This is a genomic window from Salmonella sp. SJTUF14076 (assembly GCF_015534835.1).
GTDB classification, from domain to species: Bacteria; Pseudomonadota; Gammaproteobacteria; order Enterobacterales; family Enterobacteriaceae; genus Salmonella; species Salmonella enterica.
In genome coordinates this window covers 892,330-918,669 of sequence record NZ_CP064674.1, presented here as the reverse complement: position 1 = coordinate 918,669, position 26,340 = coordinate 892,330, and the positions used below count along the sequence as shown (strand labels likewise).

25 protein-coding genes are annotated in these 26,340 nt (G+C 53.5%); 8 read left to right on the top strand and 17 right to left on the bottom strand.

Features of this window, described 5'->3' with window-relative positions; all coding sequences use genetic code 11:
• Positions 1 to 15 precede the first annotated feature (15 nt).
• The 8 genes from HU143_RS04550 to rppH form a co-directional block, all read right to left on the bottom strand.
• The gene (locus tag HU143_RS04550; RefSeq protein ID WP_000019283.1) at positions 16 to 336 is read right to left on the bottom strand and encodes a prepilin-type N-terminal cleavage/methylation domain-containing protein; all 321 of its coding nucleotides are present in this window, start codon (positions 334 to 336) and stop codon (positions 16 to 18) included.
• Positions 321 to 728 (bottom strand): DUF2509 family protein, encoded by a 408-nt coding sequence (locus HU143_RS04545; RefSeq protein ID WP_001078535.1) that lies wholly within the window; start codon positions 726 to 728, stop codon positions 321 to 323. Before HU143_RS04545 ends, HU143_RS04550 begins: the two co-directional genes overlap by 16 nt.
• Positions 725 to 1,288 (bottom strand): prepilin peptidase-dependent protein, encoded by a 564-nt coding sequence (locus HU143_RS04540; protein ID WP_023227737.1) that lies wholly within the window; start codon positions 1,286 to 1,288, stop codon positions 725 to 727. The genes HU143_RS04545 and HU143_RS04540 overlap by 4 nt, the downstream gene beginning before the upstream one ends.
• Complete coding sequence (locus tag HU143_RS04535) at positions 1,279 to 1,749, bottom strand: prepilin peptidase-dependent protein (RefSeq protein WP_000744668.1); 471 nt, start codon at positions 1,747 to 1,749, stop codon at positions 1,279 to 1,281. The genes HU143_RS04540 and HU143_RS04535 overlap by 10 nt, the downstream gene beginning before the upstream one ends.
• Before the next feature lie 184 nt (positions 1,750 to 1,933).
• Entirely contained in the window at positions 1,934 to 2,728 is a 795-nt protein-coding gene (gene thyA / locus HU143_RS04530; protein ID WP_000816247.1) for a thymidylate synthase, read from the bottom strand.
• Between the two features lie 6 nt (positions 2,729 to 2,734).
• Complete coding sequence (lgt, locus tag HU143_RS04525; protein ID WP_000204647.1) at positions 2,735 to 3,610, bottom strand: prolipoprotein diacylglyceryl transferase; 876 nt, start codon at positions 3,608 to 3,610, stop codon at positions 2,735 to 2,737.
• 215 nt (positions 3,611 to 3,825) lie between these two features.
• Complete coding sequence (ptsP, locus tag HU143_RS04520) at positions 3,826 to 6,072, bottom strand: phosphoenolpyruvate--protein phosphotransferase (RefSeq protein WP_195184462.1); 2,247 nt, start codon at positions 6,070 to 6,072, stop codon at positions 3,826 to 3,828.
• A 12-nt stretch (positions 6,073 to 6,084) separates the two neighbouring features.
• Positions 6,085 to 6,615 (bottom strand): RNA pyrophosphohydrolase, encoded by a 531-nt coding sequence (rppH, locus tag HU143_RS04515; protein ID WP_000564481.1) that lies wholly within the window; start codon positions 6,613 to 6,615, stop codon positions 6,085 to 6,087.
• A gap of 682 nt (positions 6,616 to 7,297) precedes the next feature.
• Between rppH and mutH the strand changes: the two genes are divergently transcribed.
• The 4 genes from mutH (at position 7,298) to HU143_RS04495 (ending at position 10,507) form a co-directional block, all read left to right on the top strand.
• Positions 7,298 to 7,993, top strand: coding sequence for a DNA mismatch repair endonuclease MutH (gene mutH, locus HU143_RS04510; protein WP_001274930.1), 696 nt, complete (start codon positions 7,298 to 7,300; stop codon positions 7,991 to 7,993).
• A gap of 181 nt (positions 7,994 to 8,174) precedes the next feature.
• Positions 8,175 to 8,888 (top strand): TerC family protein, encoded by a 714-nt coding sequence (locus HU143_RS04505; protein ID WP_000895635.1) that lies wholly within the window; start codon positions 8,175 to 8,177, stop codon positions 8,886 to 8,888.
• Positions 8,889 to 9,057: 169 nt separating this feature from the next.
• Positions 9,058 to 9,276 (top strand): YgdI/YgdR family lipoprotein, encoded by a 219-nt coding sequence (locus HU143_RS04500; RefSeq protein WP_000758662.1) that lies wholly within the window; start codon positions 9,058 to 9,060, stop codon positions 9,274 to 9,276.
• Between the two features lie 190 nt (positions 9,277 to 9,466).
• Entirely contained in the window at positions 9,467 to 10,507 is a 1,041-nt protein-coding gene (locus tag HU143_RS04495; protein ID WP_000558960.1) for an NADP(H)-dependent aldo-keto reductase, read from the top strand.
• Between the two features lie 86 nt (positions 10,508 to 10,593).
• Here HU143_RS04495 and lplT read toward each other — a convergent pair whose 3' ends face one another.
• Together lplT and aas are read right to left on the bottom strand one after the other, a co-directional pair.
• Positions 10,594 to 11,796, bottom strand: coding sequence for a lysophospholipid transporter LplT (lplT, locus tag HU143_RS04490; protein WP_000004686.1), 1,203 nt, complete (start codon positions 11,794 to 11,796; stop codon positions 10,594 to 10,596).
• The gene (gene aas / locus HU143_RS04485) at positions 11,789 to 13,948 is read right to left on the bottom strand and encodes a bifunctional acyl-ACP--phospholipid O-acyltransferase/long-chain-fatty-acid--ACP ligase (protein WP_000896101.1); all 2,160 of its coding nucleotides are present in this window, start codon (positions 13,946 to 13,948) and stop codon (positions 11,789 to 11,791) included. Before aas ends, lplT begins: the two co-directional genes overlap by 8 nt.
• A gap of 592 nt (positions 13,949 to 14,540) precedes the next feature.
• On the opposite strand from aas, the gene galR reads away from it, so the two are divergent.
• Positions 14,541 to 15,569 (top strand): HTH-type transcriptional regulator GalR, encoded by a 1,029-nt coding sequence (gene galR, locus HU143_RS04480; RefSeq protein WP_000201030.1) that lies wholly within the window; start codon positions 14,541 to 14,543, stop codon positions 15,567 to 15,569.
• 10 nt (positions 15,570 to 15,579) lie between these two features.
• Complete coding sequence (locus HU143_RS04475; RefSeq protein WP_072162151.1) at positions 15,580 to 16,602, top strand: LacI family DNA-binding transcriptional regulator; 1,023 nt, start codon at positions 15,580 to 15,582, stop codon at positions 16,600 to 16,602.
• Between the two features lie 9 nt (positions 16,603 to 16,611).
• On the opposite strand, the gene lysA is transcribed toward HU143_RS04475, so the two are convergent.
• Positions 16,612 to 17,874 (bottom strand): diaminopimelate decarboxylase, encoded by a 1,263-nt coding sequence (gene lysA, locus HU143_RS04470; RefSeq protein ID WP_023227734.1) that lies wholly within the window; start codon positions 17,872 to 17,874, stop codon positions 16,612 to 16,614.
• Between the two features lie 117 nt (positions 17,875 to 17,991).
• On the opposite strand from lysA, the gene HU143_RS04465 reads away from it, so the two are divergent.
• Entirely contained in the window at positions 17,992 to 18,927 is a 936-nt protein-coding gene (locus HU143_RS04465; RefSeq protein WP_000741798.1) for a LysR family transcriptional regulator, read from the top strand.
• Here the strand turns inward: HU143_RS04465 and HU143_RS04460 are convergent.
• The 6 genes from HU143_RS04460 to HU143_RS04435 all read right to left on the bottom strand — a co-directional run bounded on the left by HU143_RS04460 (position 18,899) and on the right by HU143_RS04435 (position 25,734).
• Entirely contained in the window at positions 18,899 to 19,606 is a 708-nt protein-coding gene (locus HU143_RS04460; RefSeq protein ID WP_000848629.1) for an aspartate/glutamate racemase, read from the bottom strand. The two genes, HU143_RS04465 and HU143_RS04460, sit on opposite strands and share 29 nt — an antisense overlap.
• 112 nt (positions 19,607 to 19,718) lie before the next feature.
• A complete protein-coding gene (gene araE, locus HU143_RS04455) occupies positions 19,719 to 21,134 on the bottom strand; it encodes an arabinose-proton symporter AraE (protein WP_000253635.1) in 1,416 nt (471 codons plus the stop codon).
• A 353-nt stretch (positions 21,135 to 21,487) separates the two neighbouring features.
• Complete coding sequence (gene kduD, locus HU143_RS04450; protein WP_000602495.1) at positions 21,488 to 22,249, bottom strand: 2-dehydro-3-deoxy-D-gluconate 5-dehydrogenase KduD; 762 nt, start codon at positions 22,247 to 22,249, stop codon at positions 21,488 to 21,490.
• A gap of 54 nt (positions 22,250 to 22,303) precedes the next feature.
• Entirely contained in the window at positions 22,304 to 23,140 is an 837-nt protein-coding gene (kduI, locus tag HU143_RS04445; protein WP_000383270.1) for a 5-dehydro-4-deoxy-D-glucuronate isomerase, read from the bottom strand.
• Between the two features lie 429 nt (positions 23,141 to 23,569).
• Positions 23,570 to 24,748, bottom strand: a complete 1,179-nt coding sequence (locus HU143_RS04440) for an acetyl-CoA C-acetyltransferase (RefSeq protein ID WP_000665980.1) — start codon at positions 24,746 to 24,748, stop codon at positions 23,570 to 23,572.
• A gap of 122 nt (positions 24,749 to 24,870) precedes the next feature.
• Complete coding sequence (locus HU143_RS04435) at positions 24,871 to 25,734, bottom strand: LysR family transcriptional regulator (protein WP_023227733.1); 864 nt, start codon at positions 25,732 to 25,734, stop codon at positions 24,871 to 24,873.
• A 103-nt stretch (positions 25,735 to 25,837) separates the two neighbouring features.
• Between HU143_RS04435 and HU143_RS04430 the strand changes: the two genes are divergently transcribed.
• Positions 25,838 to 26,293: a multidrug/biocide efflux PACE transporter gene (locus HU143_RS04430; protein WP_001519547.1), complete on the top strand. Its 456-nt coding sequence runs from the start codon at positions 25,838 to 25,840 to the stop codon at positions 26,291 to 26,293.
• The last annotated feature ends 47 nt before the right edge of the window (positions 26,294 to 26,340 follow it).

Sequence of the window (26,340 nt, the reverse complement as noted above, 5' to 3'; positions counted from 1 at the left end):
AATTACTCCTGACGATTAACGATTTGGACAATGCAAGCGCGTCATCTGCCCCTGCCTGCCAGAGGGTGAAACCATCGTGACGCTGATGCTGACACATCCCGATTGCGTTGTCTGCATCCGGTTGGCCTTCCAGTCCTCAGCAGGCGAAAATGGATACAGCGCCGTTTGCTGCCACGCCTGCCGCCAGATCTGAAGATACTGGTGTCGCAATGCAAAACTGTGCATTAATACCCGCTGATAGCCTGACAGCGCGGTGACGATCATTACTATTAGAACCATCGCCACTAAAACTTCCGGGAGGCTAAACCCGCGTTGTAAATTCAGGGGATGCGACATAACGCCACCTCTTTTAACGGACAAAAATCGCTCCAGCCGTGGGGAGAAAAGACAATGCTTCCCTGAATGACGTTGCCCAAACGCCATAACGTCATGCCATCATCTTGCGCCGCCATCACCACCTCATCCCCCGATAATCTCCGCAAACAGACCCTCGCTCCTGAAGGGGAATAGCGCCGACATTCCATTTCGGTTACGCCTGACCATAGCTGCCCCCGCCCCCATTCCAGCGCCGACTGTACGAGCGCCTGGCGTTGTATCGCCATGCTCTGCGTCGTTACGCGGGCGGCATAGCTGGCCTGCTGCTGATTTACGCCTTGCAGTAGCAGACTACCCAGAATCAGTATTAAAAGCGCCAGTATTAGCGAAGAAGCGCCACGTTCCCGATTCACAGATTAAATCCCGTTACGCTGTATTGCGCGTCAATAACCGTCTGAGGCTCGGCTTTGCTGGCACCGCGCAGATGCAGCATGAGCACTGGCGAGAATCCCGTTATATCCTGGCGCTCAACGGTAAACGCCGTGATGAGTACCGTATTGGGATCGGTCATTTTTTCCCATCCCTTCCCCTGGCAAGATGTTGCTCCGCGTAATGTCTCCAGAACGTTATCCTTCATACGGAACCCGATCTGGTCGGCCTCTTTCGCCGGTATGGTATCCCAGACCCCGTTATTATTCCCGTCCCACTGAACGATAACGCATTGCCCCTGTTCGGCAAGATGTAACCCTTCGCCAATGCAGTGGCCATGACAGTAACCCGCACGTTGAAGATGCTTCGCTACGGTATAGGTTCGCTGCCAGATTTCATCTTCCAGCGATAACTGTCGCGTGTTGTGCCAGATCTCACGCTGTAGCGCCGGTAAAAATCGTGCGGACCCAAGCAGTAAAATGGAACCTATCGCCATCGCCAGCACAACCTCCAGTAGCGAGAACCCCCGCGTGGTTATTGACACGTGGCGGCCTCGTTACGCTCACATAGCCTGATTCGCCCCCAGGAAGAGACGACCAGACGCCACTCTCCGGCAGCGTTTTTCAGTACGATGTGCCCTGCCCATGCCGTATTGCGCAGGCCAAAGAAGGCTAACGACGGCGTGATATCGGCAAGGACGACATCACGCCAGTCGGGCGTAAACACAAAGGGGGAAGATGGCGTACACGATGTTTGCGTAGCAACAGAGCTGACAAAGCACCATGAACCACCTTCGCTGACCACGCGAAGAATGTGATCGCGGTTATGCCAGTGAGCGTCCTCACGAAGTTGCAGCAGGTAATCCCGCACCTGACATGCGGTTTGCCACAGGCGCTGTTGCTGTTGCCAGCGTTGCCAGCCATAAAGTCCTGTGGCGCTGAGAATGATAATGAGTGACATCGCGACCACCGTTTCAATGAGCGTATAGCCCTGTTGTTTTTTCATGTCGGCAGTATGGCGGGCGGGGGAAAAATAACGAGCGCCAAATACAGATTGTTCGGCGCGTTACGAGAAAAAGTTCATGTCTTGCAGCGCGTTGCAAAATTTCAGGAATCCGCGCCGAAGATTGAGACGAAGGGTAAAAAAAACCGACGCGCAATGACGTCGGTTATGGCAGGATCGTCAGCGCTTAGATAGCGACCGGCGCTTTAATACCGGGGTGCGGATCATAGCCTTCAATTTCGAAATCATCGAACCGGTAGTCAAAAAGCGAATCGGGTTTACGCTTAATCACCAATTTCGGCAGCGCGCGAGGTTCACGGCTTAATTGCAGGTGCGTCTGCTCCATATGGTTGCTGTACAGGTGCGTGTCGCCGCCGGTCCAGACAAAATCGCCGACGTCCAGGTCGCACTGTTGCGCCATCATATGCACCAGTAACGCGTAGCTGGCAATGTTGAACGGCAGACCGAGGAACACATCGCAGGAGCGCTGATAAAGCTGACAGGAGAGTTTTCCATCTGCGACATAAAACTGGAAAAAGGCGTGACACGGCGCCAGCGCCATCTTATCCAGCTCGCCGACGTTCCACGCAGAAACGATAATACGACGAGAGTCCGGGTCGTTTTTAAGCTGGCTTAAGACCGTGGCGATCTGATCGATATGGCGGCCATCCGGTGTTGGCCATGCACGCCACTGCTTACCATAAACCGGGCCTAAATCGCCGTTCTCATCAGCCCATTCGTCCCAGATGGTGACATTATTTTCGTGCAGGTAAGCGATGTTGGTATCGCCCTGCAAAAACCATAGCAGTTCGTGAATAATTGAACGTAAATGGCAGCGTTTCGTCGTCACCAGAGGAAAGCCTTCCTGCAGGTTAAAACGCATCTGATGGCCAAAAATGGAAAGCGTGCCGGTGCCGGTACGGTCGTTTTTCTGTGTGCCTTCATCCAGCACTTTTTGCATCAGTTCTAAATACTGTTTCATGGTTCCTCAGGAAACGTGTTGCTGCGGGCGGCGGCGATATGCCCAAACCATCATGATCGCGCCAGCGATAATCATCGGGATAGAGAGAATCTGCCCCATGCTGATGTACTGTACCCACGCGCCGGTAAATTGCGCGTCCGGCTGGCGGAAGAATTCAACAATGATACGAAACGCGCCATAGCCAATCAGGAATAATCCGGAGACTGCGCCCATCGGACGCGGTTTGCGAATAAAGAGATTAAGGATGATAAACAGCACCACGCCTTCTAATGCCAGTTCATACAACTGGGAAGGGTGGCGCGGCAATACGCCGTAGGTATCAAAAATAGGCTGCCATTGCGGATGTGACGGCAGCAGCGCAATATCTTCCGCGCGTGAGCCAGGAAAGAGCATGGCAAACCGGAAGTTAGGATCGACGCGCCCCCACAATTCACCGTTGATAAAGTTGCCCAGACGCCCGGCGCCCAGGCCGAACGGAATTAACGGCGCAATAAAATCAGACACCTGAAAGAACGAGCGCTTCGTGCGCCTGGCGAAGATAATCATCACCAGTATCACGCCGATAAGCCCGCCGTGGAAGGACATGCCGCCGTCCCAGACGCGGAATAAATAGAGCGGGTTATCCAGAAACAGAGGGAAGTTATAAAACAGGACATAGCCAATACGCCCCCCCAGGAAGACCCCCAGGAAACCTGCATAGAGTAAATTTTCAACTTCGTTTTTGGTCCAACCGCTTCCCGGACGGTTAGCGCGACGCACCGCCAACCACATCGCGAAAACGAACCCCACCAGATACATCAAGCCATACCAGTGAAGCGCGACGGGCCCAATTGAGAAAATGACCGGATCAAAGTCCGGAAAATGCAGATAGCTACTGGTCATCTGTCACCACAATTTCTTGTTATTTCGCTGAAGAGATAGCGATTGATAAGCGCGCCTGCGCGTTGCAGACGCTCCAAAGGTGCGAATAATAGCACAAGGGTTAAAAGCGAGATGCCGATTACCGTTAAAAGATATGTATACGCATTGTCTTTCATCTTGCAGGCGTGTTGTCTGCGCCGTGAATCCACAGTCACTCTCTTTTCCCGCTCCAGTCGTTACAACCCTCCTCGAATCAATCCCCCCATCCCGCGGCGCTCCATAAACGCCGCCACCTGATGACGCACTTCGGTCGCCATCTGCGCCTCAAGGCTGCGTCTGGCAAGGGTTTGCGCGTCTTCAAAATCGATATGCCGCAGCAGATATTTCACACGCGCTACCGAACGGCCATTCATCGAAAGATGGCGATATCCCAGACCGATAAGAATCGCCACGCACATCGGATCGCCCGCCATCTCGCCGCACAAGCGAAGATCGAGGCCATTTTTTTCGGCTTCCTGCGCAATCATGCTCAGTGCGCGCAGCATAGCCGGATGCAGACTGTCGTAAATACTGGCCACGCGGGTATTGTTGCGATCTACCGCCAGGATATATTGCGTTAAATCGTTGGTGCCGACCGAGATAAAGTCGATCCGGTTAGCCAGATGCGGCAGCATAAATACCATTGATGGCACTTCCAGCATAATGCCGATACGCGGTTTCGGGATCGCATAGCCGATCATCTCCTCGACCTCGCGCCCGGCGCGTTCGATCAGACGTCGCGCTTCATCGACTTCATCAATACTGGTGACCATCGGCAGCAAAATGCTGAGGTTGCCAGTCGCCGCATTGGCGCGCAGCATCGCGCGGACCTGGATCAAAAAGATCTCCGGCTGATCCAGCGTAATGCGGATCCCGCGCCAGCCTAGGCACGGGTTCTCCTCGCTGATCGGCATATAGGGCAGTTGCTTATCCGCTCCCACATCCAGGGTCCGCAGCGTCACCGGTTTATCGTTAAACATTTGCAGCATCCCTTGATACTGCGCCACCTGCTCTTCTTCCGAGGGAAACCCGCTTTGCAGCATAAAGGGAATTTCAGTACGGTACAGGCCGATACCGTCGATCCGACTGCCTAACTTTTCCTCATGCTCGGGACTGAGCCCGGCATTCAGCATCACTTTGACTCGCTCGCCGCTTTTCAGTTGGGCGGGAAGATTGACGTCGTCCTCCGCCAGACGACTGAGTTCTATCTCTTCACTAATGAGCCGCTGATATTCCTGAATAAGCACGGGTTCAGGATCGACCAGTAATTCACCGCGATAGCCATCCACCACCAACGTACGGCGATGTAGCACCGAAGGTTGGATATCCGCGCCCATGACGGTCGGGATACCGAGCGCGCGCACCATAATCGCCGCATGCGAGTTTGCCGCGCCGTCGCGCACCACAACGCCCGCCAGCCTGTCCTGCGGCAGCTCCGCCAGGGTGGTCGCCGACAGCTCATCCGCGACCAGAATAAAACGTTCCGGCCAGGCGTTTGGCCCCTGAACTGAATCATCAAGGTGGAATAACAGCCGCTGCCCCAGCGTGCGTAAGTCTCCCGCACGTTCTTTGAGGTAGTTATCGGTTAGCGCCGCAAATTGCTCGGCAAATTTTTCGATGATTTTTTTAACGGCCCACTCCGCAACAGCGCCTTTGTCGACCTCGGCGAAGAGTTCGCGACGCAGTCTGGCGTCTGAAAGCAGGTGTGAGTACAGATCGAAAATGGCCGCCGTCTCTTTTTGCGCGCCGGCGGCAAAGCGTTTGCTGTATCGTCGGAACTCGTTCGCCGCCTCTTCCAGCGCGCTGGTCAATCGTTCGCGTTCAAGAGAGGTATCCAGCGTAGACGCTTCGTAAACCTGTTCCATCAGCGGCATGGTCGCGTCTTGCCAGCCCGTTGCGATAACCACGCCCGGCGCCGCAGGAAGCGCGCGGATTCGCGTCTGCCGGTATTGCCCGAACAGCGCTGTGACCTGCGACTGTGACAGGATAGCCGCCATCTGCGTAGCGAGCGTGACGAGGAAAGACTCTTCGCTTTCATCGTACTGGCGCAATTCGCGCTGCTGTACGACCAGCACGCCGAGAAGTTGGCGACGCTGAATGATCGGCACGCCGAGAAACGCGCGAAAACGCTCCTCTTTTACCGAAGGAATGTATTTAAAGCTGGGATGTTTTTGCGCATCGGCAAGGTTAATGGGTTCCGCCAGTCTGCCCACCAGACCGACGATCCCCTCATCAAACGCAAGCGCAACGGTTCGACCACGCGGTTTTTTCAACCCCCGCGTCGCCATCAGGTAATAACAGCGTCGGTCATGATCGGCCAGGTAAACCGAGCAAACCTCTGTATCCATCGCAAGACAGATATCCGTGACCAGAATATTCAGCGCCTCGTTCAGACGCGGCGCACTGGCCACTTTTTCGACTATTTCGCGCAGGCGAGTGAGCATAATTTGCGTGGCTTAACCTCTTTTACGTCGATAAGCAGGCGCGCTTTGTAGCTTAGGGGGATTATCCTGAAGCGCCATGACAACACTTGCAAACTCTTTCATTACCCTGCGGTAGACATCGCGTTTAAATGACACCACTTGTCGAACCGGATACCAGTAACTTACCCAGCGCCAGCCGTCAAACTCCGGCGTACTGCTGGTTTGCATATTGATTTCGGCGTCGGCGCTCATTAACTGCAAAAGAAACCACTTTTGTTTCTGGCCGATACATACCGGCTTTGTGTCCCAACGCACCAAACGTTTTGGTAACTTGTAACGCAACCAGTTGCGAGTAGAAGCAAGGATCCGCACATCTTTACGGCTTAACCCAACTTCTTCAAACAGTTCCCGGTACATCGCCTGTTCTGCCGACTCCCCTGGATTTATCCCGCCCTGCGGGAACTGCCAGGAGTGCTGACCAAATCGCCGGGCCCACATCACCTGCCCCTGACGATTACAAATTACGATACCTACATTTGGGCGGTAGCCATCGTCATCAATCACCGGACTACCTCAACATAAACCTTATATATGAACGATTGTTTCATACTCCAGTGAGGCGGTAAACCACTCTGTAATAGTGACACAGCCTAATAACAATTGAATAACTCACAGTAAATAGCCGAGTTATAAACAGATGATGACGCCCTTGCGCCATTTTATTCACCTTTTCTGTGGATATAGTTGTGAAGAAGTATGGAATTACCACGGGAAAACCCAGAACAGTCTGAATTCCTCATGCTGGAGACAGTAAAAATAGTGCCTTATATTCATTGCGTTATAGACAAATCTTACATGCTACCTTCATAAAGCGTGACCAGCATCACATCTAAGATCCTTATGCTGATGAAAGATCAACCAGCGTCGGTTTTATCCACAGATTGTGCCAATAACTTACGCACTATTTGTCTGAATTTTCGATTTTCGTCGCACGTCAAGGCTGTAAATGGAAACAGTAGTGGTGGTTTTACACAGTTATCCCAACTTTCTGTGGATAACATAGTGTAAGATCCTGTTTATTGTCAGTGACCAGAATTGGAAAACCCGCTTCAGCGTTGCGCAACACGAAGAAACAACACAAAAAAGGCAATAAAAATCAGTCTATTGAATATAAGACACAGAAAAAGATAAACTCTGCCCATACGGTATAAAATCACTGCTCATTTTTTGACCTAAGGTAATTGTCATGTCCGCTCTTTGTCCGCTACTGACTCCGCCTGCTTCGGAAGCATTGCTGTTAGCCCAGGCGCGGCAGCTTTCCGGCTATACGTTAGGCGAGCTGGCGGCGATGGCCGGCATTACCACGCCTAAAGATTTGAAGCGAGACAAAGGCTGGATCGGTGTCTTGCTGGAGATCTGGCTCGGCGCCAGCGCCGGGAGCAAGCCGGAGCAGGATTTCGCCGCGTTAGGCGTAGAACTGAAAACCATCCCGGTGGATAGTCTGGGTCGTCCTCTGGAAACAACCTTTGTTTGCGTGGCGCCGTTAACCGGTAACAGCGGCGTGACCTGGGAGACAAGTCACGTACGGCATAAATTGAAGCGCGTGCTATGGGTGCCGGTCGAAGGCGATCGCAGCATACCGTTAGCCGAACGCCGCGTAGGTTCGCCGCTACTCTGGAGTCCGAGTGAAGAAGAAGACAGACAGCTACGCCTCGACTGGGAAGAGCTGATGGACATGATAGTGCTGGGCCAGGTGGAACGCATTACCGCCCGCCATGGCGAAGTCTTGCAACTGCGACCCAAAGCCGCCAATGCCAGGGCGCTCACCGAGGCTATCGGCGCGCGCGGGGAACCTATTTTGACGCTACCGCGTGGATTTTATCTGAAAAAAAATTTTACGCAGGCGCTGCTGGCTCGCCATTTTTTATTGCAGAATCCGTAACGTCCATTACACGCAAATGCGCCTCCGCTATGGCTACGCGTCGGGCCGACGCCGGATAAACGTAAGCGTATTGTCGCCGCTATTTTACACCGTTCCTGGTTGCGCAAATTCAGCCTGGGCTTTCGCCCGTCACTCGACGGGCCTATAATTACCGCTTCTTTTTTTGGCAGGACTTTGTTCGATGTTATTTGCATGGATAACCGATCCTAATGCCTGGCTGGCGCTCGGTACGCTGACGCTGCTGGAGATTGTACTTGGGATCGACAACATTATTTTTCTTTCTCTGGTGGTAGCAAAACTTCCTACGGCGCAACGGAACCACGCACGGCGGCTTGGGTTGGCGGCGGCGATGGTTATGCGCCTGGCGCTGCTGGCGTCAATCGCCTGGGTCACTCGGCTGACTAATCCGCTGTTTGAACTTTTCGGCGAAGCGATTTCCGCCCGCGATCTCATTCTGTTACTGGGTGGGTTATTTTTAATCTGGAAAGCCAGCAAGGAGATCCATGAGTCCATCGAAGGCGAAGAAGAAGGGTTAAAAACCCGGGTTTCTTCTTTCCTGGGCGCAATAGTGCAGATTATGCTGCTGGATATTATTTTCAGCCTTGATTCAGTTATCACAGCGGTTGGCCTCTCCGATCATCTGTTTATTATGATGGCGGCAGTCGTTATTGCCGTGGGCGTCATGATGTTTGCGGCACGGCCTATCGGCGAGTTTGTCGATCGTCATCCGTCGGTAAAAATGCTGGCGCTTTCCTTTCTGATCCTGGTTGGCTTTACCCTGATTCTGGAAAGTTTCGACGTTCACGTTCCGAAAGGATATATCTACTTCGCCATGTTCTTCTCTATCGCAGTAGAGAGCCTGAACCTGTTGCGTAATAAAAAGAATCCGCTGTAATCCTGTCTCGCTCCCCCGCTGGGGAGCGAATACTCACTTTATTTCCTTTCTTCTCACAGATTAAGATTTTGCTGCTTCCGACATGCAGAGCTGCGCGTTATTACTAGACTATTATCAGACATATGATTAACAGACTATTATCAGATGCAGGCTACGTGAGGACAAACGGATGAAAAAGTGGGCAGTTGTAATTTCCGCAGTAGGGTTGGCTTTTGCGGTATCCGGATGCAGCAGCGATTATGTAATGGCGACGAAAGATGGTCGTATGATCCTGACCGATGGAAAACCGCAAGTTGACGATGATACCGGTCTGGTCAGCTATACCGATGCACAGGGAAACGAGATGCAAATCAACCGTGACGAAGTATCCCAAATTATCGAACGTTAAGCGGTGGCCTGTGATCAAGGTCAGCGTTCTGCAGGCCTTCAGGCTGCGCCCCGTAACGATGCGTGGCGACCACGCCCGGTAACAATTACGCCGCGCAGCCTACAATTTTACTTTCCCTTTTGCCTTCCCTCTGCCATTTTTATTGTCCTTTGTCGGGAATTTCTGACTTCATAATAAAAAGGAAACGGCTATGCACTATCACCGTATACCCCACAGCTCGCTCGAAGTAAGTACGCTAGGGCTGGGCACAATGACATTTGGTGAACAAAACAGCGAAGCCGACGCTCACGCACAGCTCGACTATGCCATCGCAAATGGCATTAACCTTATCGACGCCGCCGAGATGTATCCGGTACCGCCGCGCCCGGAAACACAAGGGCTGACGGAATCCTATATCGGTAACTGGCTCGCCAAACGCGGCAACCGTGAAAAACTGATCATCGCCAGCAAAGTTAGCGGACCGGCACGTAATAATGATCAAGGCATCCGGCCTCATCAGGCGCTGGATCGTAAAAATATTCGCGAAGCGCTACACGACAGTTTGACCCGATTGCAGACCGACTATCTGGATTTGTATCAGGTGCACTGGCCGCAGCGCCCCACTAACTGCTTCGGTAAACTCGGCTATAACTGGACGGACTCCACGCCAGTAGTAAGTCTGCTGGAGACGTTAGACGCGCTAAGTGAGTTTCAGCGAGCGGGTAAGATTCGTTATATTGGCGTTTCAAATGAGACAGCGTTTGGCGTTATGCGCTATCTGCATCTGGCGGAAAAACATGACCTACCGCGTATTGTCACGATCCAGAACCCCTATAGCCTGTTAAACCGCAGCTACGAGGTCGGGCTGGCGGAAGTCAGCCAGTATGAAGGTGTTGAATTGCTCGCCTATTCCTGTCTGGCGTTTGGCACATTAACCGGTAAATACCTGAACGGGGCCAAACCCGCAGGCGCGCGGAATACCTTGTTCAGCCGCTTCACACGTTACAGCGGCGAACAGGCGCAAAAAGCCGTTGCCGCCTACGTCGATATCGCGAAGCGTCACAATCTTGATCCGGCGCAGATGGCGCTGGCCTTTGTTCGCCGCCAGCCGTTTGTCGCCAGTACGTTACTGGGCGCAACCACGATGGCGCAGCTCAAGACGAATGTGGAAAGTCTGCATCTGACGTTAAGCGAAGAGGTTCTGGCGGAGATTGAGGCGGCGCATCAGGTTTATACCTATCCGGCGCCGTGATGGTCAGTGCCCGGTGGCGCTACGCTTCCGGGCTAACAGAGACAATGTAAGCCGGATAACGCGCGCTCGCCGCCCGGCATATTCACTCAGTATGATGCCTGCCGGCGCTGCCAGATCCACAGCGCCGCGATCGCCAGCGCGAACAGCACGCCAAAGCCGATACCTATCGCCACTGCCGGAACGCCAACCAGCACCGCCAGCGAGTACAGTCCCAGCATTAATAGCATGGCGCTATTCTCGCCCAGATTTTGTACGGCAATGGCATTCCCGGCGCCAACGCTCTTCTTACCGCGCTCCTGGAGCAAAGCGTTGAGCGGCACCACAAAAAAGCCGCCCAGCATACCTATCAACAGCAACAAGGCATAAGCAGGCAGCAATGCGTGCTGTAATGAGAAGATCGCAACCACAACGCCAATCAAAATCCCAGCGGGCATACAGCGCGATACGGTCTCCAGCGTCACCAGTTTTGCCGCCGCGCCCGCGCCGACCACAATGCCTACCGCCACCATGGCGTTCAGGTAAGTCGGCGTGGCGTTATCCGTAATACCCAGCGCCACCGGCACCCACAGCACCAGCAGAAAACGCAGCGTCACGCCTGCGCCCCAGAATAGCCCGGTCCCCACCAGCGAAAAACGCGTTTCACCGTTACGCCAAAGGACAACGCAAGCGCTGAAGAAGCTACGCGTCATCGCCGACAACCGCCAGGATTGTCCTGGACGCGCCGCCACAAGCTTCGGGATAAACAGGTTCGCCGCCACTGCGCCAGCGTAGGCCAACGCGCAGGCAACCAGCGCGGCGATGACATGCCAGTCGGCCAATACGCCGCCCGCGACGGAACCGAGCAAAATCGCCGCAATCGTAGAGGCTTCCATCAGGCCATTGGCTTTCACCAGCTTATCGCCCGTCGTCAGTTCGCCCAGAATACCGTATTTCGCCGGAGAATAAGCCGCCGCGCCAATCCCGACCAACGTATAACCGACAAAAGGATTTACGCCGAGGCAGATACCTGCCGCTCCCGCCAGTTTAAGACCATTGGCGACCATCATCACCCGGCCTTTGGCAAAGCTGTCCGCTATCTGGCCGACAAACGGCGCAAAAAGAATGTAAGCGCCCACAAACACCATTTGCAAAACAGGCTGGCTCCAGTCCGGGTAAAACTGAGCTTTCAGCAGTGCCAGCGTCGCAAACAGCAGCGCATTATCGCCAAAAGCCGAGAGAAACTGCGCGACAATCACCGACAGCATCCCTTTCGACCAGATGGAGGTGTTAGTACGTACTGACTCACTCATGATGTTGTTCCGGCGCATCCACCCAACTTTTCAGCGTCACAAAATCGGGTTTCCCGCTGCCAAGCAAGGGAAGCTGCTTCAGATAACGGATATCACGCGGGACAGCAAGTTCCGGAATACCGTGTTCACGGGCATAGTGCTGTAACTTTTCTCGGGTGAGTTCGCTGTCAGTCGTAAACAGTACCAGCGCTTCACCTTTGCTGGCATCGCTTTTAATGGCGGTAGCGTGCATTTTGTCCGCCGAAACGCCAAGCGCCAGTTGCTCGACCATCTCCAGCGAGACCATTTCGCCAGCAATTTTCGCAAAGCGTTTCGCGCGCCCCTGAATCTGCACAAAACCATTTTCATCGAAGCGTACAATGTCGCCCGTGTCGTACCAGCCGCGCTCGGTTTCGCCTCTGGCGTTTTCCGCTGACGGCACCTCCAGCACGCCCGGTTTTTCCACGCGCAGATAGCCATTCATGATATTCGGCCCTTTCAGCTGTAGCCGACCGCCGTTTTCAATACCGGGCACCGCCAGCAGACGCGCGTCCATGCCAGGCAGAATGCGGCCAACAGTGCCAGGCTTAGCCGCCATCGGCACGTTAATCGAGACTACTGGCGCGCATTCCGTTACCCCGTAGCCCTCAAGAATGCGCAGACCGAATTTATCCTGCCACAGTTGTTTGGTGCTCTCCTGAAGTTTTTCCGCACCGGCCACCACATAGCGCAGGCGATAAAAATCATACGGATTGGCAAAGCGCGCATAGTTGCCGAGGAAGGTTGATGTACCAAACAGCACGGTACAGTTACGGTCATAGACCAGTTCCGGCACAATGCGGTAGTGCAGCGGACTTGGATAAAGAAACACTTCCGCGCCGGTCAACAACGGCGTAAACAGGCCCACCGTCAAACCGAACGAGTGAAAGAGCGGCAGCGCCGACATAAAACGATCATTGGCGGTGAAATCCGCAATCGTTTTTATCTGCTCGACGTTCGCCAGAATACTTTTATGGCTGTGCACCACCCCTTTCGGGTGCCCTTCCGAGCCGGAGGTAAAAAGAATAATCGCCGCGTCTTCCGGCTGCTGTTTTACCTGCGCCAGTCGCGGCGCCAGGAGGTGGGCAAAAATCCACAGCTTGTCGGCGGGCGTGACGTCCGCTTTTAAATCTTCCAGGTAAACCCAGCGAACCTGCGTTAGCTGCTCCGGCAGGTGCCACAATTTACCTTTATCGAGGAACTGGCGGGAGGTAAAAATCGTTTTAATTTCCGCCGCGGTAATCGCGCTGGTCAGCCCTTTTACCCCCGCTGTGTAGTTCATCATGGCCGGAATGCGGCGACGAGAAACCGCGCCGAAAATCACCGCCGCGCTGATGGCGGCATTCGGCAGCATTAAACCGATTTTCTCGCCCTCAACGCTGTACTTTTCCAGAATCCGGCCAACAAAAAGCGTCTTGGTCAGTAACTTACGATACGTATCCGGCGTAAAGTTAATGTCCTCAATACAGTTTTTACCCGCGCCGTAACGATATTGCGCCGCCAGCAACGATTCGTATAACGTCTCGCGCGGGCGCACCGCCATACGCGCTTCCATCATGATCTGGTGCAGCATCTCACCCGCTATCTTACGTCTGTCGCGCGCGCGCGGCGCTTCAGGCATCGGTATTTGCGTCGGCGGTAAAATATGAAGCTGAATGCGGGGGAATAAGCGCCGTTTAACCAGACCTTTCAGCCGACTGAAAGGCGTAAGCTCCGCGCCGTCAATACGGAGCGGAATGACGGTTGCGCCCGATTTTGCCGCCACAAAGCCTGCGCCGTCATAAATTTTCATCAGCGAGCCGGTCACGGAAATCCGCCCTTCCGGGAAAATCACCACTGGACGCCCCTGCTCCACCAGACGTACCAGGTGTTTAATGGACATGGGTTTAGTGGGATCGAGCGGTACAAAATCGATCAGCGGCGTTAACCAGCGCATATACCATTGCTGGCTGATGGAGGTATATACCGCAAAGACAGGCCGTACCGGCAAAAACAGCGCCAGTAACATACCATCGATAAATGAAACGTGATTGGGGGTAATTAAGACCCGGTTCCCCTGTAGCGCCCGGACATCGCCAGTGACGCGCACACGATAAAGCACGCGAAACAGGTTACGGAAAAATCCAAACAGCATTTCAACTCCCTTTGGCCGACAATTCGCTAAAACATGAATTGTGGCAGATTACACGAGTTGCGTAACAGGAGCGATAGCAAAATAGGTTCGAAAAAAAACCTGCGCATCCGCGCAGGTTGGTGCAAGAGACAGGTACGAAGAGCGTACCGAATAATCTCACCAATCAATACCTCTGGGATCTTGATTGTGGGCTTCGCGCGTCTGCATCGCCAGTCCGAAAACGCAAAGGAATAAACGGAAATGCAACGAGTTGTGTAAATTATCCGTTACTGTTACAGGTTCAGGCGAAACAAAAAAAAACCTGCGCATCTCTACGCAGGTTGGTGTAATTCGTGTGATCAACAATGACGTTGATTCCACCTATCAATACCTCTGGGATCACCACTCTATCAACCTGACTCGCTGGCCTGCCAGCAGACAATCGCAACAGCGCTTCGCAAACTGTAACGAAAGATTTGTATTGTCACTTTACAGACGCATTTCTCCCGTGCAGGTCACATTTGCCCGACACGGCGGGGCAAGAGGCTTGAACAGACGTTCATTTTCCGTAAAACTGGCGTAATGTAAGCGTTTACCCACTATAGGTATTATCATGGCGACCATAAAAGATGTAGCCCGACTGGCCGGTGTTTCAGTCGCCACCGTTTCTCGCGTTATTAACGATTCGCCAAAAGCCAGCGAAGCGTCCCGGCTGGCGGTGACCAGCGCAATGGAGTCCCTGAGCTATCACCCTAACGCCAACGCGCGCGCGCTGGCACAGCAGGCAACGGAAACCCTCGGTCTGGTGGTCGGCGACGTTTCCGATCCTTTTTTCGGCGCGATGGTGAAAGCCGTTGAACAGGTGGCGTATCACACCGGCAATTTTTTACTGATTGGCAACGGGTATCATAACGAACAAAAAGAGCGTCAGGCTATTGAACAGTTGATTCGCCATCGTTGCGCAGCGTTAGTGGTACACGCCAAAATGATTCCGGATGCGGACCTGGCCTCATTAATGAAGCAAATCCCCGGCATGGTGCTGATTAACCGCATTTTACCGGGGTTAGAACACCGCTGTGTCGCGCTGGATGACCGTTACGGGGCATGGCTGGCGACCCGACATCTGATCCAGCAAGGTCATACGCGTATTGGGTATATCTGTTCCAACCACACCATCTCTGATGCCGAAGATCGCCTGAGGGGCTATTACGATGCGCTGGCGGAAAGCCATATTCCGGCTAACGATCGGCTGGTGACGTTCGGCGAACCGGATGAAAGCGGCGGCGAGCAGGCGATGACTGAGTTATTAGGTCGCGGCAGAAATTTTACCGCGGTGGCCTGCTATAACGACTCGATGGCGGCCGGCGCAATGGGAGTATTAAATGATAATGGCGTGGGGGTGCCGGGCGAAGTATCGCTCATCGGTTTTGATGATGTACTGGTCTCACGCTATGTGCGTCCCCGACTGACCACCATTCGGTATCCGATCGTCACCATGGCGACACAGGCGGCGGAGCTGGCGTTAGCGCTGGCAGGGAAATGCCCTACGCCAGAAGTAACTCATGTATTTAGTCCGACACTGGTACGCCGACATTCGGTGTCCACGCCGACGGATACCGGGCACCTGTCGACAACCGATTAATCAGGGTAGCATGATGGCGACAATGCTGGATGTTTCCCGCCATGCGGGCGTATCAAAGGCCACCGTCTCACGGGTGCTAAATGGAACGGGGCAGGTAAAAGAAAGTACGCGCCAGAAAGTGTTTACGGCGATGCAGGCTCTGGACTATCGCCCTAACCTGCTGGCACGCTCGCTGGCGAATCGCACCAGCAACAGCATCGGTCTGGTCGTCTCTACGTTTGACGGCTTCTATTTTGGCAGTTTGTTGCGCCGGGCGTCGCGCCAGGCGGAGTTTCATAACAAGCAGTTGATCGTCACCGATGGTCACGATACGCCGGAACGAGAGCAGAAAGCCGTACAAATGTTGGCCGACAGACAGTGCGACGCTATTATTCTTTACACTCGCTATATGGATGAGCTGGCGATTTTGTCGTTGATTGACGCCACGGAAATGCCGCTGGTGATTATTAATCGCAACGTCACTCAGGCCCGCGATCGCGCTATTTTCTTCGAGCAGGAGACGGCGGCATTCCAGGCGGTGGAATATCTGATTACGCAAGGCCATCGCGATATCGCCTGTATTACGCTGCCTGTTCATACTCCCACTGGCACATCACGCGTAGCGGGTTATCGCAAGGCGCTGGAAAAATATGGCATCCCCTGGCAACCGGCAAAAGTGAAATACGGCGATTACACGCTGACGCGCGGCTATGACGCCTGCCGGGAATTACTGGAGGAAGGCGTCACGTTTAGCGCGCTATTCGCCTGTAATGATGACACGGCGCTGGGCGCGGCAAAAGCGCTGCGCCAGGCCGGATTACGCATCCCGCAGGATGTGTCGCTGTTTGGTTTTGACGATGCGCCGGGCGCAACCTGGCTTGAACCGGGGCTTTCAACAGTCTATTTACCCATCGAGGATATGATAGCCACCGCGATCGATCAGGCCGTTCGTCTGGCGAACAGCGAGCCGGTCGCCCCGATCCCGCCCTTTACCGGCACGCTGATTCTGCGCGAGTCCGTCGCCGCGGGCCCGTTTTTTCAACGTCCGGCCTAATGAGGCGCTTCAGAGCATCTCCAGCGCTAACAGCTCTTCAATGGTCTGACGACGGCGGATCAGCCGCGCCTGTCCATTGTCAAACAGTACTTCCGGCAGGAGCGGGCGGCTGTTGTAATTCGATGACATAGACGCGCCGTACGCGCCGGTATCGTGCAATACGAGGTAATCGCCGGGGATGACCGCAGGTAAGGCGCGTGTTTCAACCATTCCCCCTTCCTGCTGCGTAAAAACATCGCCTGATTCGCATAGCGGCCCGGCTACCACCGTCTCGACCCACGGGCCATTTTCAAGCGCGCGACCATCCGCCGCCAGCGCCGAAATACGGTGATAGCTACCGTACATCGCCGGGCGCATCAGATCGTTAAAACCAGCGTCGACCAGCACGAAATGGCGGCTTCCCATCTGTTTTACGCTACGCACCTGCGTTACCAGCACGCCCGATTGCGCCACCAGATAACGTCCGGGTTCGATCTCAAGTTTGACCGCATGTCCCAGATGGCGGACGATTTGCTCGCGCGCCGCGTTCCACAGACCATAGTAATGGCGCGTATCAACGGGCTCTTCTCCCTCACGATAAGGTATCGAGAGTCCGCCGCCTGCCGAAATCGCGTCCACATCCTGACCACATTCCAGCACCTGGCGTACCATCGCGCCGCAAACCTGCTCCAGATGACCATAATCGACGCCGGAACCAATGTGCATATGGATACCGACAAGTTTCAGTCGGTATTTCTGCATTACCGCCAGCGCCGCCGGAAGATCGCTATGCCAGATGCCGTGTTTGCTGTTTTCGCCCCCGGTGTTGGTTTTCTGGCTGTGGCCGTGACCAAAGCCAGGATTCACGCGCAACCAGACGCGATGCCCAGGCGAAACCTGACCAAGCTGCGTCAGCATATCTACCGAGCCGGCATTGACCGGAATATGCAGTTCACTGACGCGCGCCAGCGTGGCGGCGTCAATCACATCGGCGGTAAAAACGATATCATCAGGGCACGTTTGCGGATCGTAGCCCGCCGCCAGCGCACGTTCGATCTCCCCCAATGAAACAGAATCCACCTTGACGCCCTGCGCGCGCATTAAGCGCAGGATATGAATGTTCGAACAGGCTTTTTGCGCAAAACGCACAACGTCAAACTGCTGCAGGGCGGCTATCTGACGGCGAATAATGTGCGCGTCATAGACCCAGACCGGACAGCCGAATTCAGCAGGCAATCTGAGCAAATTTTCAGCGTTAAGGTCAGTTTCAGCGTGATAATGCGGCAATGACATAACAAACTCCGGAACAGGCTTTTTAACGATTACGCCATACCTTAGAAAGAATAAAAAATATCGTTTTATTGTCAGTCTATGCAAAAATGATATGGGATAAATGATTCAGGGAAACGTATGGCTGCCGTTAATTTACGTCACATTGAAATTTTTCATGCCGTAATGACCGCCGGAAATCTCACCGAAGCGGCGCGGCTGCTGCATACCTCGCAGCCTACCGTCAGTCGCGAGCTGGCGCGTTTTGAGAAAGTGCTGGGATTAACGCTGTTTGAGCGCACACGCGGGCGCTTACATCCGACAGTGCAAGGGCTACGCCTGTTCGAAGAGGTACAACGCTCCTGGTATGGGTTGGATCGCATCGTCAGCGCGGCGGAAAGTCTGCGCGAGTTCCGTCAGGGCGAGCTCTCTATCGCCTGCCTGCCGGTCTTTTCACAATCCTTTTTGCCGCCGTTACTACCGCCTTTTCTGGCGCGTTATCCGGATGTCAGCCTGAATATTGTGCCGCAGGAGTCGCCGTTGCTGGAAGAGTGGCTCTCCGCCCAGCGCCACGATTTAGGGCTGACGGAGACGCTTCATGCCCCGGCAGGAACAACCCGCACCGAGTTACTAACGCTAAATGAAGTGTGCGTACTGCCCTGCGACCATCCGCTTGCCGCCAAAACGGTACTGACGCCAGACGATTTTCAGGGGGAAAACTTTATCAGCCTCTCCCGCCTGGACAGCTATCGACAGTTATTGGATACGTTATTTGCCGAACATCAGGTGAAGCGCAGAATGGTGGTGGAAACGCATAGCGCGGCCTCCGTCTGCGCGATGGTGCGCGCCGGGGCGGGCGTTTCGATCGTTAACCCGCTGACCGCGCTGGACTATGCCGCCAGCGGCGTCACCGTTCGCCGCTTCAGCATTGACGTGCCCTTTACCGTCAGCCTGATTCGCCCGCTACACCGCCCCGCCTCCGCGCTGGTTGACGCCTTCAGTAAGCATTTACAAACGCATCTTTCGCGCCTGGTCGAACCGCTGGAGGTTATTCTGGGGCCGATGACGAAAGCATAAAGCTCACGGCATCTGCGGCATGAATTGCCGTGGTATCGAAAACCGGTAGCGCGCTTTGCGTCTGGGGAACAAGCAAACCTATTTCAGTGCAGCCAAAAATAACGCCCTGCGCGCCTTGCGCAGCCAGTTGTTCGATAACCTGTAAATAATAGTGGCGCGACGCGTCAGTGAATGTCCCTTGGCAGAGCTCGTCAAAAATGACCTGATTGATACGCGCCCGATCGTCCGCCTCCGGCACGATGGTCTCAATCGCAAATTGCTGTTCCAGCCGCCCGCGATAAAAATCCTGCTCCATCGTATAGCGGGTCCCTAATAGCGCCACGCGATGCAACCCCTGACGGGCGATGGCTCGCCCGGTAGCATCCGCGATGTGTAGGAAAGGCAGAGAACAACGAGATTCAATAATGTGCGCGATTTTATGCATGGTGTTGGTACACAGCACAATGCCTTCTGCGCCCGCCTGCTGTAACCCCTGCGCGGCCTGCGCCAGGATATCGCCCGCTTTATCCCATTCGCCGCGGCGTTGACATACTTCAATATCGTGGAAATCTACGCTATGCAGCAGTAAGCTCGCCGAGTGCAGGCCTCCCAGCTGCTGTTTAATGCCTTCATTGATTAAACGGTAATAAGGGATAGTCGATTCCCAGCTCATACCACCCAACAGTCCGATCGTTTTCACTGCGCTCTCCTTTTTGTAAAGCATTATGGCAGTGAAACAAACTTACACATCCGTTTCCAGTCTATTTTTCATCATGCCGGATAACAGGCGTCATCCGGCATGGGAGGGGTGATTACACGCCAATATTTCTTAGCTTCTCGCCCGCCATCAGCTTGCGTTCGATGTGCTCCAGGGTGACATTTTTGGTTTCCGGAATCAGCCAGAAAGTGATGCCGATAAAAGCGATATTCAGCGCGGTGTAGAGCCAGAATGTACCTGCCGCGCCAATGCTGTCCAACAGTGTCAGGAATGTCGCGCCGATGATCATGTTCGATACCCAGTTTGTCGTGGTTGAACAGGTAATGCCAAAATCACGGCATTTCAGCGGCTGGATTTCCGAACACAGTATCCACACCACCGGAGCGGCGCTCATCGCGTAACCGGCGATACACATCATCGTCATCCCAACGGAAAGCCAGGAGAGACCGCTTGATGCCGTACCGTTATCAAACTGCATCAGGCAGTAGCCCAACACCAATGTCCCTAACGCCATTACGCTGAAACCGATTTTTAACGCCGGTTTACGCCCGGCCTTATCGACCGTAAAGACGGCGATAAACGTCGCGAACATAAAGGTCAGTCCGACCACCAGCGTAGCGATCATTTGCTGTTCCGTGGTGGTAAAGCCGGCCATTTTAAAAATGCGCGGCGCATAGTACATAATGATGTTCATGCCGGTGAACTGCTGCATTGCCTGTAGCAACATACCGAGGAACACGGCGCGGCGAACATTGCGGTTAGCTTTAAATAATGCCCATCCGCCCTGCTTGAGTTTGAGGCTTTCCCGAATCTCATTCAGTTCATCACGGGCTTTTTCCGAGGTATCGCGCAGCATACGCAGCACCTCTTCCGCTTCGATATGGCGACCTTTTTGCGCCAGCCAGCGCGGACTATTCGGCAGGAATACCACCAGAATAATGAGCAACACCGCAGGCAGCGCCAGTACGCCCAACATCGCGCGCCAGTTGCCGCTGTAGCTGAATGCCGTATCGGATAAAAAAGCCAGCACAATGCCTAACGTCACCATCAGTTGATACATACTGATCATTTTGCCGCGAACATTTTCGCTAGCCATTTCAGAGAGATAAAGCGGCGCGGTATAGGAGGCAATCCCTACTGCTACGCCCAGTATCACGCGGGCGCCAATCAATACTTCCACGCTGGAAGCAAACGCCGACCCCAGCGAGCCGAGCACGAACAAAATCGCGCCAGCCATCAGGCTATACTTACGCCCCAGCCGAAATGAAAGCCAGCCGTTAAATAATGCGCCAATTGCCGCGCCAAGCATCATACTGCTGACGACCCATTCCTGCAGCCGGCTGGTCAGTACGAAATGGTCGGTAATAAAAGGCAGCGCCCCGGCGATAACGCCGATATCCAGACCAAATAACAGTCCCGCTACCGCTGCAGAAACCGAAACAAACATATTCATACGTCGTGTGTCGCGAAGCGAACGCGGCGTTAAAGCAGAGTCATTAATAGAGACCATATTTTCCTGCCACCACAGAGTAAGACATAGCCTGAAAGTACGGGATACTCTTCCTCAAGTGTCAGGCTGGAAACGGCATAAATATGGATTAAATGGCTACGCTATAGTGATATGTGATGGATATTACACTTTTTAAATTTAACGCCGTTGCCGGGTATTTTTTCAAACCACCAATATTTCAATAAGTTAAATCATTGATTATAGCTATTATTTAACAATATATGGATTAAGTTAAACCCACAATATGGACTATGCTAATGAGATCATAAAAAAACCCTGTACGAGGACAGGGCTTTATCAGTTTTTTCGGCCAAAGAGTCGATTTTCCCAGAAACGCATTTGTCAGTAGCGGATTAACGCGCCAGCCAACCGCCATCTACCGCTATGGTATAGCCGTTAATATAATCAGCGGCGCTGGATGCCAGGAAGACTACCGGGCCCATTAAATCGCCCGGTAGTCCCCAACGTCCAGCCGGAATACGGTCGAGAATTTCGGCGCTACGTTGTGCATCAGCGCGCAATTGTTGGGTATTATTCGTGGACATATAGCCCGGCGCGATGGCGTTTACATTGATATTGTGTTTCGCCCACTCGTTCGCCATCAGACGCGTTATTCCCATTACGCCGCTTTTCGACGCGGTATAAGACGGAACGCGAATACCGCCCTGGAAGGAGAGCATTGACGCGATATTAATAATTTTGCCGCCGTTGCCCTGGGCAATAAAATATTTTGCCGCCGCCTGAGACATAAAGAACACGCTCTTAATGTTCAGGTTCATGACGTCATCCCAGTCTTTTTCCGTGAAATCAATCGCATCTTCACGACGGATCAAACCCGCGTTATTCACCAGAATATCAATATGACCGTATTCCGCCACCGCCCGTTCCAGTAGCGCCGGAATACCATCGATTTGACGCAGATCGGCCGTCAGGCTTAAAAAACGACGTCCCAGAGCGGTGACGCGCGCAATAGTTTCCGTCGGTTCAACAATGTTAATACCGACAATGTCACAGCCCGCTTCCGCCAGCCCTAACGCCATCCCCTGCCCCAATCCGGTATCGCACCCCGTCACAACCGCGACTTTACCTTCAAGAGAAAATGCATTCAAAATCATTGTTAATCCTTATTTTTGTCATGCCTGTCACACAGGCGTTATCACCGGTCGCGACTAGCGCAGATCTTGTACCGCAACGTGATCCATGTCATCGAAGACCTGATTTTCTCCCACCATGCCCCAAATAAACGTATAGGCTTTGGTGCCAACGCCGGAATGTATTGACCAGCTTGGGGAAATAACCGCCTGTTCATTACGCATCACAATATGACGGGTTTCCTGAGGCTGCCCCATCATATGGAAAACGCAACTGTCCTCTTCCATATTGAAATAGAGGTACACCTCCATACGGCGCTCATGGGTATGGCATGGCATGGTGTTCCATAGATTGCCGGGCGCCAGTTCGGTGAGTCCCATACTGAGCTGACAGGTTTCCAGTACATCCGGTACGAAATATTTATTGATAGTGCGACGGTTACTGGTGAGGTTATCGCCTAAGGTGACGGGCGCAACGTCGGCAGGCGACACTTTTTTCGTCGGATAAGCGGTGTGCGCTGGCGCGCAGTTGTAATAAAACTTCGCCGGTCTGCTCGCCTCATTGCTGACGAAGACCAGCTCTTTCGCCCCTTTACCAATATACAGAGCATCACGATGACCAATGTCATGGCGCTGCCCGTCAACAATAATGGCGCCCGCGCCGCCAATATTAATGACGCCCAGCTCGCGGCGGTCCAGTAACCGGGAAACGCCAAGCTGTTTACCCACCTCTCCGCCGATTTCAACGGGATGGCTGACGGGCATAATGCCGCCGACAATAATACGGTCGATATGGCTGTAGACCATCGTATATTCATCAGCGACAAAAATATTTTCTATTAAAAACTCGCGTCGCAGCGCCTGGGTGTCCAGCGTTTTAGCGTGCTCGCTATGGATACTTTGCCTTACGTCCACCTTTCCCTCCAATGATAAATCGATCGCAACGGCATAAAATCAAAACACTGTTTTGATTTATTTAACGGCATCATAGTCGCCTGGATAAAGGTTTTCAACAATAAATAAAACAACGTTTCATTTTTATGTCTGGTTATTTTTAAAACTGCTGTAGCGATCACGATCAGCGCTAAAACTTACGCACTTGTCTGATTTTCAGACATGCGCGCCAGATGCTGTATGCGGTTACCCAGATAAAAATTGGAGCTTGTTTTAGAACGAGGTCTGATGTGCGAATTGAATTAAAAGCGGTATGCGTCTGCAATGCCCGACGCGGCAAGTCGTTCTGCGCTATAACGAAAAAGGGGGTCTGTCACTGGCTTTGCCCTCGTGATAGAGGGCTTTTTATGACAGGAATACTAAAGCAGGAAAAGGATGGCTGGCGTAGGATCAGTCGCGTTCAATGGTTAAAGCAACGCCCTGGCCGCCACCGATACACAGCGTCGCCAGGCCTTTACGCGCGTCGCGTTTAACCATTTCGTGCACCAGTGAAACCAGAATTCGACAACCGGAAGCGCCAATAGGATGCCCCAGCGCAATCGCGCCGCCATTAACGTTTACCCGTCGCTCATCCCATTCCAGCATTTTTCCTACCGACAACGCCTGGGCGGCAAACGCTTCGTTGGCTTCGATAAGGTCGACCTCCGTCAGTTGCCAGCCGGCACGCTCCAGACAGCGCCGGGTAGCATATACCGGCGCAATCCCCATTAGCGCAGGATCGACGCCGACGCTGGCAAACGCGCGGATGCGCGCCAGCACCGGCAGCCCCAGCGCCTGGGCTTTCGCCTCGCTCATCATCATCACCGCGGCGGCGCCATCGTTGATTGAGGAGGCATTACCCGCCGTCACCGAACCTAAACTATCAAACGCCGGATGCAGCAGGGCTAACCCCTCCGCACTGGCGTCGGCCCGCGGTTGTTCATCCGTATCGACAATTGCGGTCTGCCCATTACGTTGCGTGACGATGGGGACAATCTCATCTTTAAAACGCCCGGTATCAATCGCGGCCCTGGCTTTTTGCTGCGAACTGAGCGCATAAGCATCCTGTAACTCGCGGCTGATGCCATATTCCCGCGCCAGGTTTTCTGCCGTCACGCCAATGTGATAATCGTTGAAGGCATCCCATAAGCCATCATGAACCAGACTATCCACCAGATTGTCGGCATCAGGCAACGCGCCGGTACGGCTGTCATTGAGGACATGCGGCGCACGGCTCATATTCTCCTGCCCGCCCGCAATAACAATGTCCGCTTCGCCGCACTGAATAGCCTGCGTCGCCAGGTGCAACGCTTTTAAACCGGAACCACAAACGTCATTAATGGTAATAGCGGAAACGGTAGTCGGCAGCCCTCCTTTGATGGCTGACTGGCGCGCCGGATTCTGCCCGGCGCCAGCCGTCAGTACCTGACCGAGGATGACCTCATCGATAGCATTAGCGTCCACGCCGGTGCGCTCAATTAACGCTTTTACGACCATACTCCCCAGCTCGACGGCGGAATGACGGGCCAGCGTTCCCTGAAAACAGCCGATGGGTGTCCGTAAAGCCCCCACTATCACAACCTCTTTCATTACCACCTCAGCGCAAAATGACACCGCCATAGTAGAGCATTGTTAAAATTAGTTATCTTGATTGTTTAAAAAAAGTGAGTTTTATCACAAAGGAAATGACGCTGATTTGACGGTGACGCAGCTTAATTCTGCTGCAAATGGTAGCGAAGCCAGTTCCCTGCCGTTCCGGGCGGCGTCTTCTTGTTCCACAGCAAATCAATAGCAATCGCCCTCGGCCAGCCAGGAACTTCCAGCTGGGCCAGCGGTTTTTCCGCCGCAAACTCTTCCACCAGCGCGCAGGGCAATACGCACCAGCCAAATCCCTGAACCGCCATGCTCAACAGTAATAAATAGTTTGGCGCTGACCAGGCCGGGCCGCGCGTAATGTTGGCATTAGATTCAAGGTAGGTATTCAGACGCAGCTCGCGCCAGGTATGCAGTTGCTCCCATTGCAGGTTCGTCTGCGACGCCAACGGATGCGTGGTCGCCACATAAACCCCCATCCAGCTTTGAACAGGCAGACGCGTCGCGCCAATGTCTGTGGGATAGTCATCACGCGCTTCAATCAGGCCTATCTGGGCGCGCCCTTTTTGCAACAGGTCGATGACATCATCATTTTCTCCGATCAAGCATTCAAACTCGGTATGCGGAAATTGACGATCAAACTGCGCCATTAACTCTTCCAGACTGTCAGGGTGCAGGGTATCAGAGAGGACGAACGTGAGTCTTGCCTCCGTCTCGCCGGATAACGTCAGCGCCACCTCATCCAAACGATCGCTCGCCGATAAAATAGCCTGAACATAGCTAAGCACCCGTTTTCCTTCTTCGGTCAGAACGGGCTGGCGCGAAGATCGATCAAATAATGAAAATCCCAGATCCGCCTCCAGATGCGCAATGGCGGTACTAATGGTGGACTGGCTTTTACGCAGGCGGCGCGCCGCCGCAGAAAACGAACCGCAAGAGACGGTCTCAACAAATGCCATTAACGCTTCAGGTGAGTAACGCATAACCTATCTACTTTATCGATGGATATTATCTTTTAGGTATCACATTAAACGATAAAATAGCGGAAATTTCTTTATTTTGATTAAGAGTAAGGTTTTTTCGTTTATGCAACATGACGCCATACAACGTCGCTCGCTGCCGGAGCGTATTTTCCATGCTGTCTGTTTTGAAGGTATTGCGACTGCGATACTGGCGCCAACGACCGCCTGGCTAATGCAGCGCTCGGTGCTAGAGATGGGCGGCCTGACGATATTGCTGGCAACGACGGCCATGATCTGGAATATCATTTATAACGCTCTGTTTGATCGACTGTGGCCTGCGCATCAGGTGAGACGAACCGCCAAAGTGCGCGCACTCCATGCGTTAGGATTTGAAAGTGGGTTTATTGTCATTGGCGTGAGTATTGTCGCCTGGGTACTGAATGTCAGCCTGCTACAAGCATTCACCCTGGAAATTGGTTTCTTCCTGTTCTTTTTGCCGTACACGATGCTGTACAACTGGGCATACGATGTTTTACGCCAACGAATAGTGACTCGCCGCCAACAGCGCGTTAGTGCATGATATTGCTCTTTTTTGCCGGGATCGCAACGCTCCCGGCCCTCCGCCTC

Bases quoted from the DNA above. Each gene is read 5' to 3' on its own strand.
- HU143_RS04440 (WP_000665980.1), bottom strand. From the start codon at position 24,748: ATGAAAGAGGTTGTGATAGTGGGGGCTTTACGGACACCCATCGGCTGT.
- ptsP (WP_195184462.1), bottom strand. From the start codon at position 6,072: ATGCTCACTCGCCTGCGCGAAATAGTCGAAAAAGTGGCCAGTGCGCCG.
- HU143_RS04505 (WP_000895635.1), top strand. From the start codon at position 8,175: ATGTTATTTGCATGGATAACCGATCCTAATGCCTGGCTGGCGCTCGGT.
- HU143_RS04465 (WP_000741798.1), top strand. From the start codon at position 17,992: ATGGCTGCCGTTAATTTACGTCACATTGAAATTTTTCATGCCGTAATG.
- aas (WP_000896101.1), bottom strand. From the start codon at position 13,948: ATGCTGTTTGGATTTTTCCGTAACCTGTTTCGCGTGCTTTATCGTGTG.
- HU143_RS04475 (WP_072162151.1), top strand. From the start codon at position 15,580: ATGATGGCGACAATGCTGGATGTTTCCCGCCATGCGGGCGTATCAAAG.
- galR (WP_000201030.1), top strand. From the start codon at position 14,541: ATGGCGACCATAAAAGATGTAGCCCGACTGGCCGGTGTTTCAGTCGCC.
- lplT (WP_000004686.1), bottom strand. From the start codon at position 11,796: ATGAGTGAGTCAGTACGTACTAACACCTCCATCTGGTCGAAAGGGATG.
- mutH (WP_001274930.1), top strand. From the start codon at position 7,298: ATGTCCGCTCTTTGTCCGCTACTGACTCCGCCTGCTTCGGAAGCATTG.
- thyA (WP_000816247.1), bottom strand. From the start codon at position 2,728: ATGAAACAGTATTTAGAACTGATGCAAAAAGTGCTGGATGAAGGCACA.
- HU143_RS04495 (WP_000558960.1), top strand. From the start codon at position 9,467: ATGCACTATCACCGTATACCCCACAGCTCGCTCGAAGTAAGTACGCTA.
- lysA (WP_023227734.1), bottom strand. From the start codon at position 17,874: ATGTCATTGCCGCATTATCACGCTGAAACTGACCTTAACGCTGAAAAT.
- lgt (WP_000204647.1), bottom strand. From the start codon at position 3,610: ATGACCAGTAGCTATCTGCATTTTCCGGACTTTGATCCGGTCATTTTC.
- HU143_RS04430 (WP_001519547.1), top strand. From the start codon at position 25,838: ATGCAACATGACGCCATACAACGTCGCTCGCTGCCGGAGCGTATTTTC.
- HU143_RS04550 (WP_000019283.1), bottom strand. From the start codon at position 336: ATGTCGCATCCCCTGAATTTACAACGCGGGTTTAGCCTCCCGGAAGTT.
- araE (WP_000253635.1), bottom strand. From the start codon at position 21,134: ATGGTCTCTATTAATGACTCTGCTTTAACGCCGCGTTCGCTTCGCGAC.
- HU143_RS04435 (WP_023227733.1), bottom strand. From the start codon at position 25,734: ATGCGTTACTCACCTGAAGCGTTAATGGCATTTGTTGAGACCGTCTCT.
- HU143_RS04500 (WP_000758662.1), top strand. From the start codon at position 9,058: ATGAAAAAGTGGGCAGTTGTAATTTCCGCAGTAGGGTTGGCTTTTGCG.
- kduD (WP_000602495.1), bottom strand. From the start codon at position 22,249: ATGATTTTGAATGCATTTTCTCTTGAAGGTAAAGTCGCGGTTGTGACG.
- HU143_RS04535 (WP_000744668.1), bottom strand. From the start codon at position 1,749: ATGAAAAAACAACAGGGCTATACGCTCATTGAAACGGTGGTCGCGATG.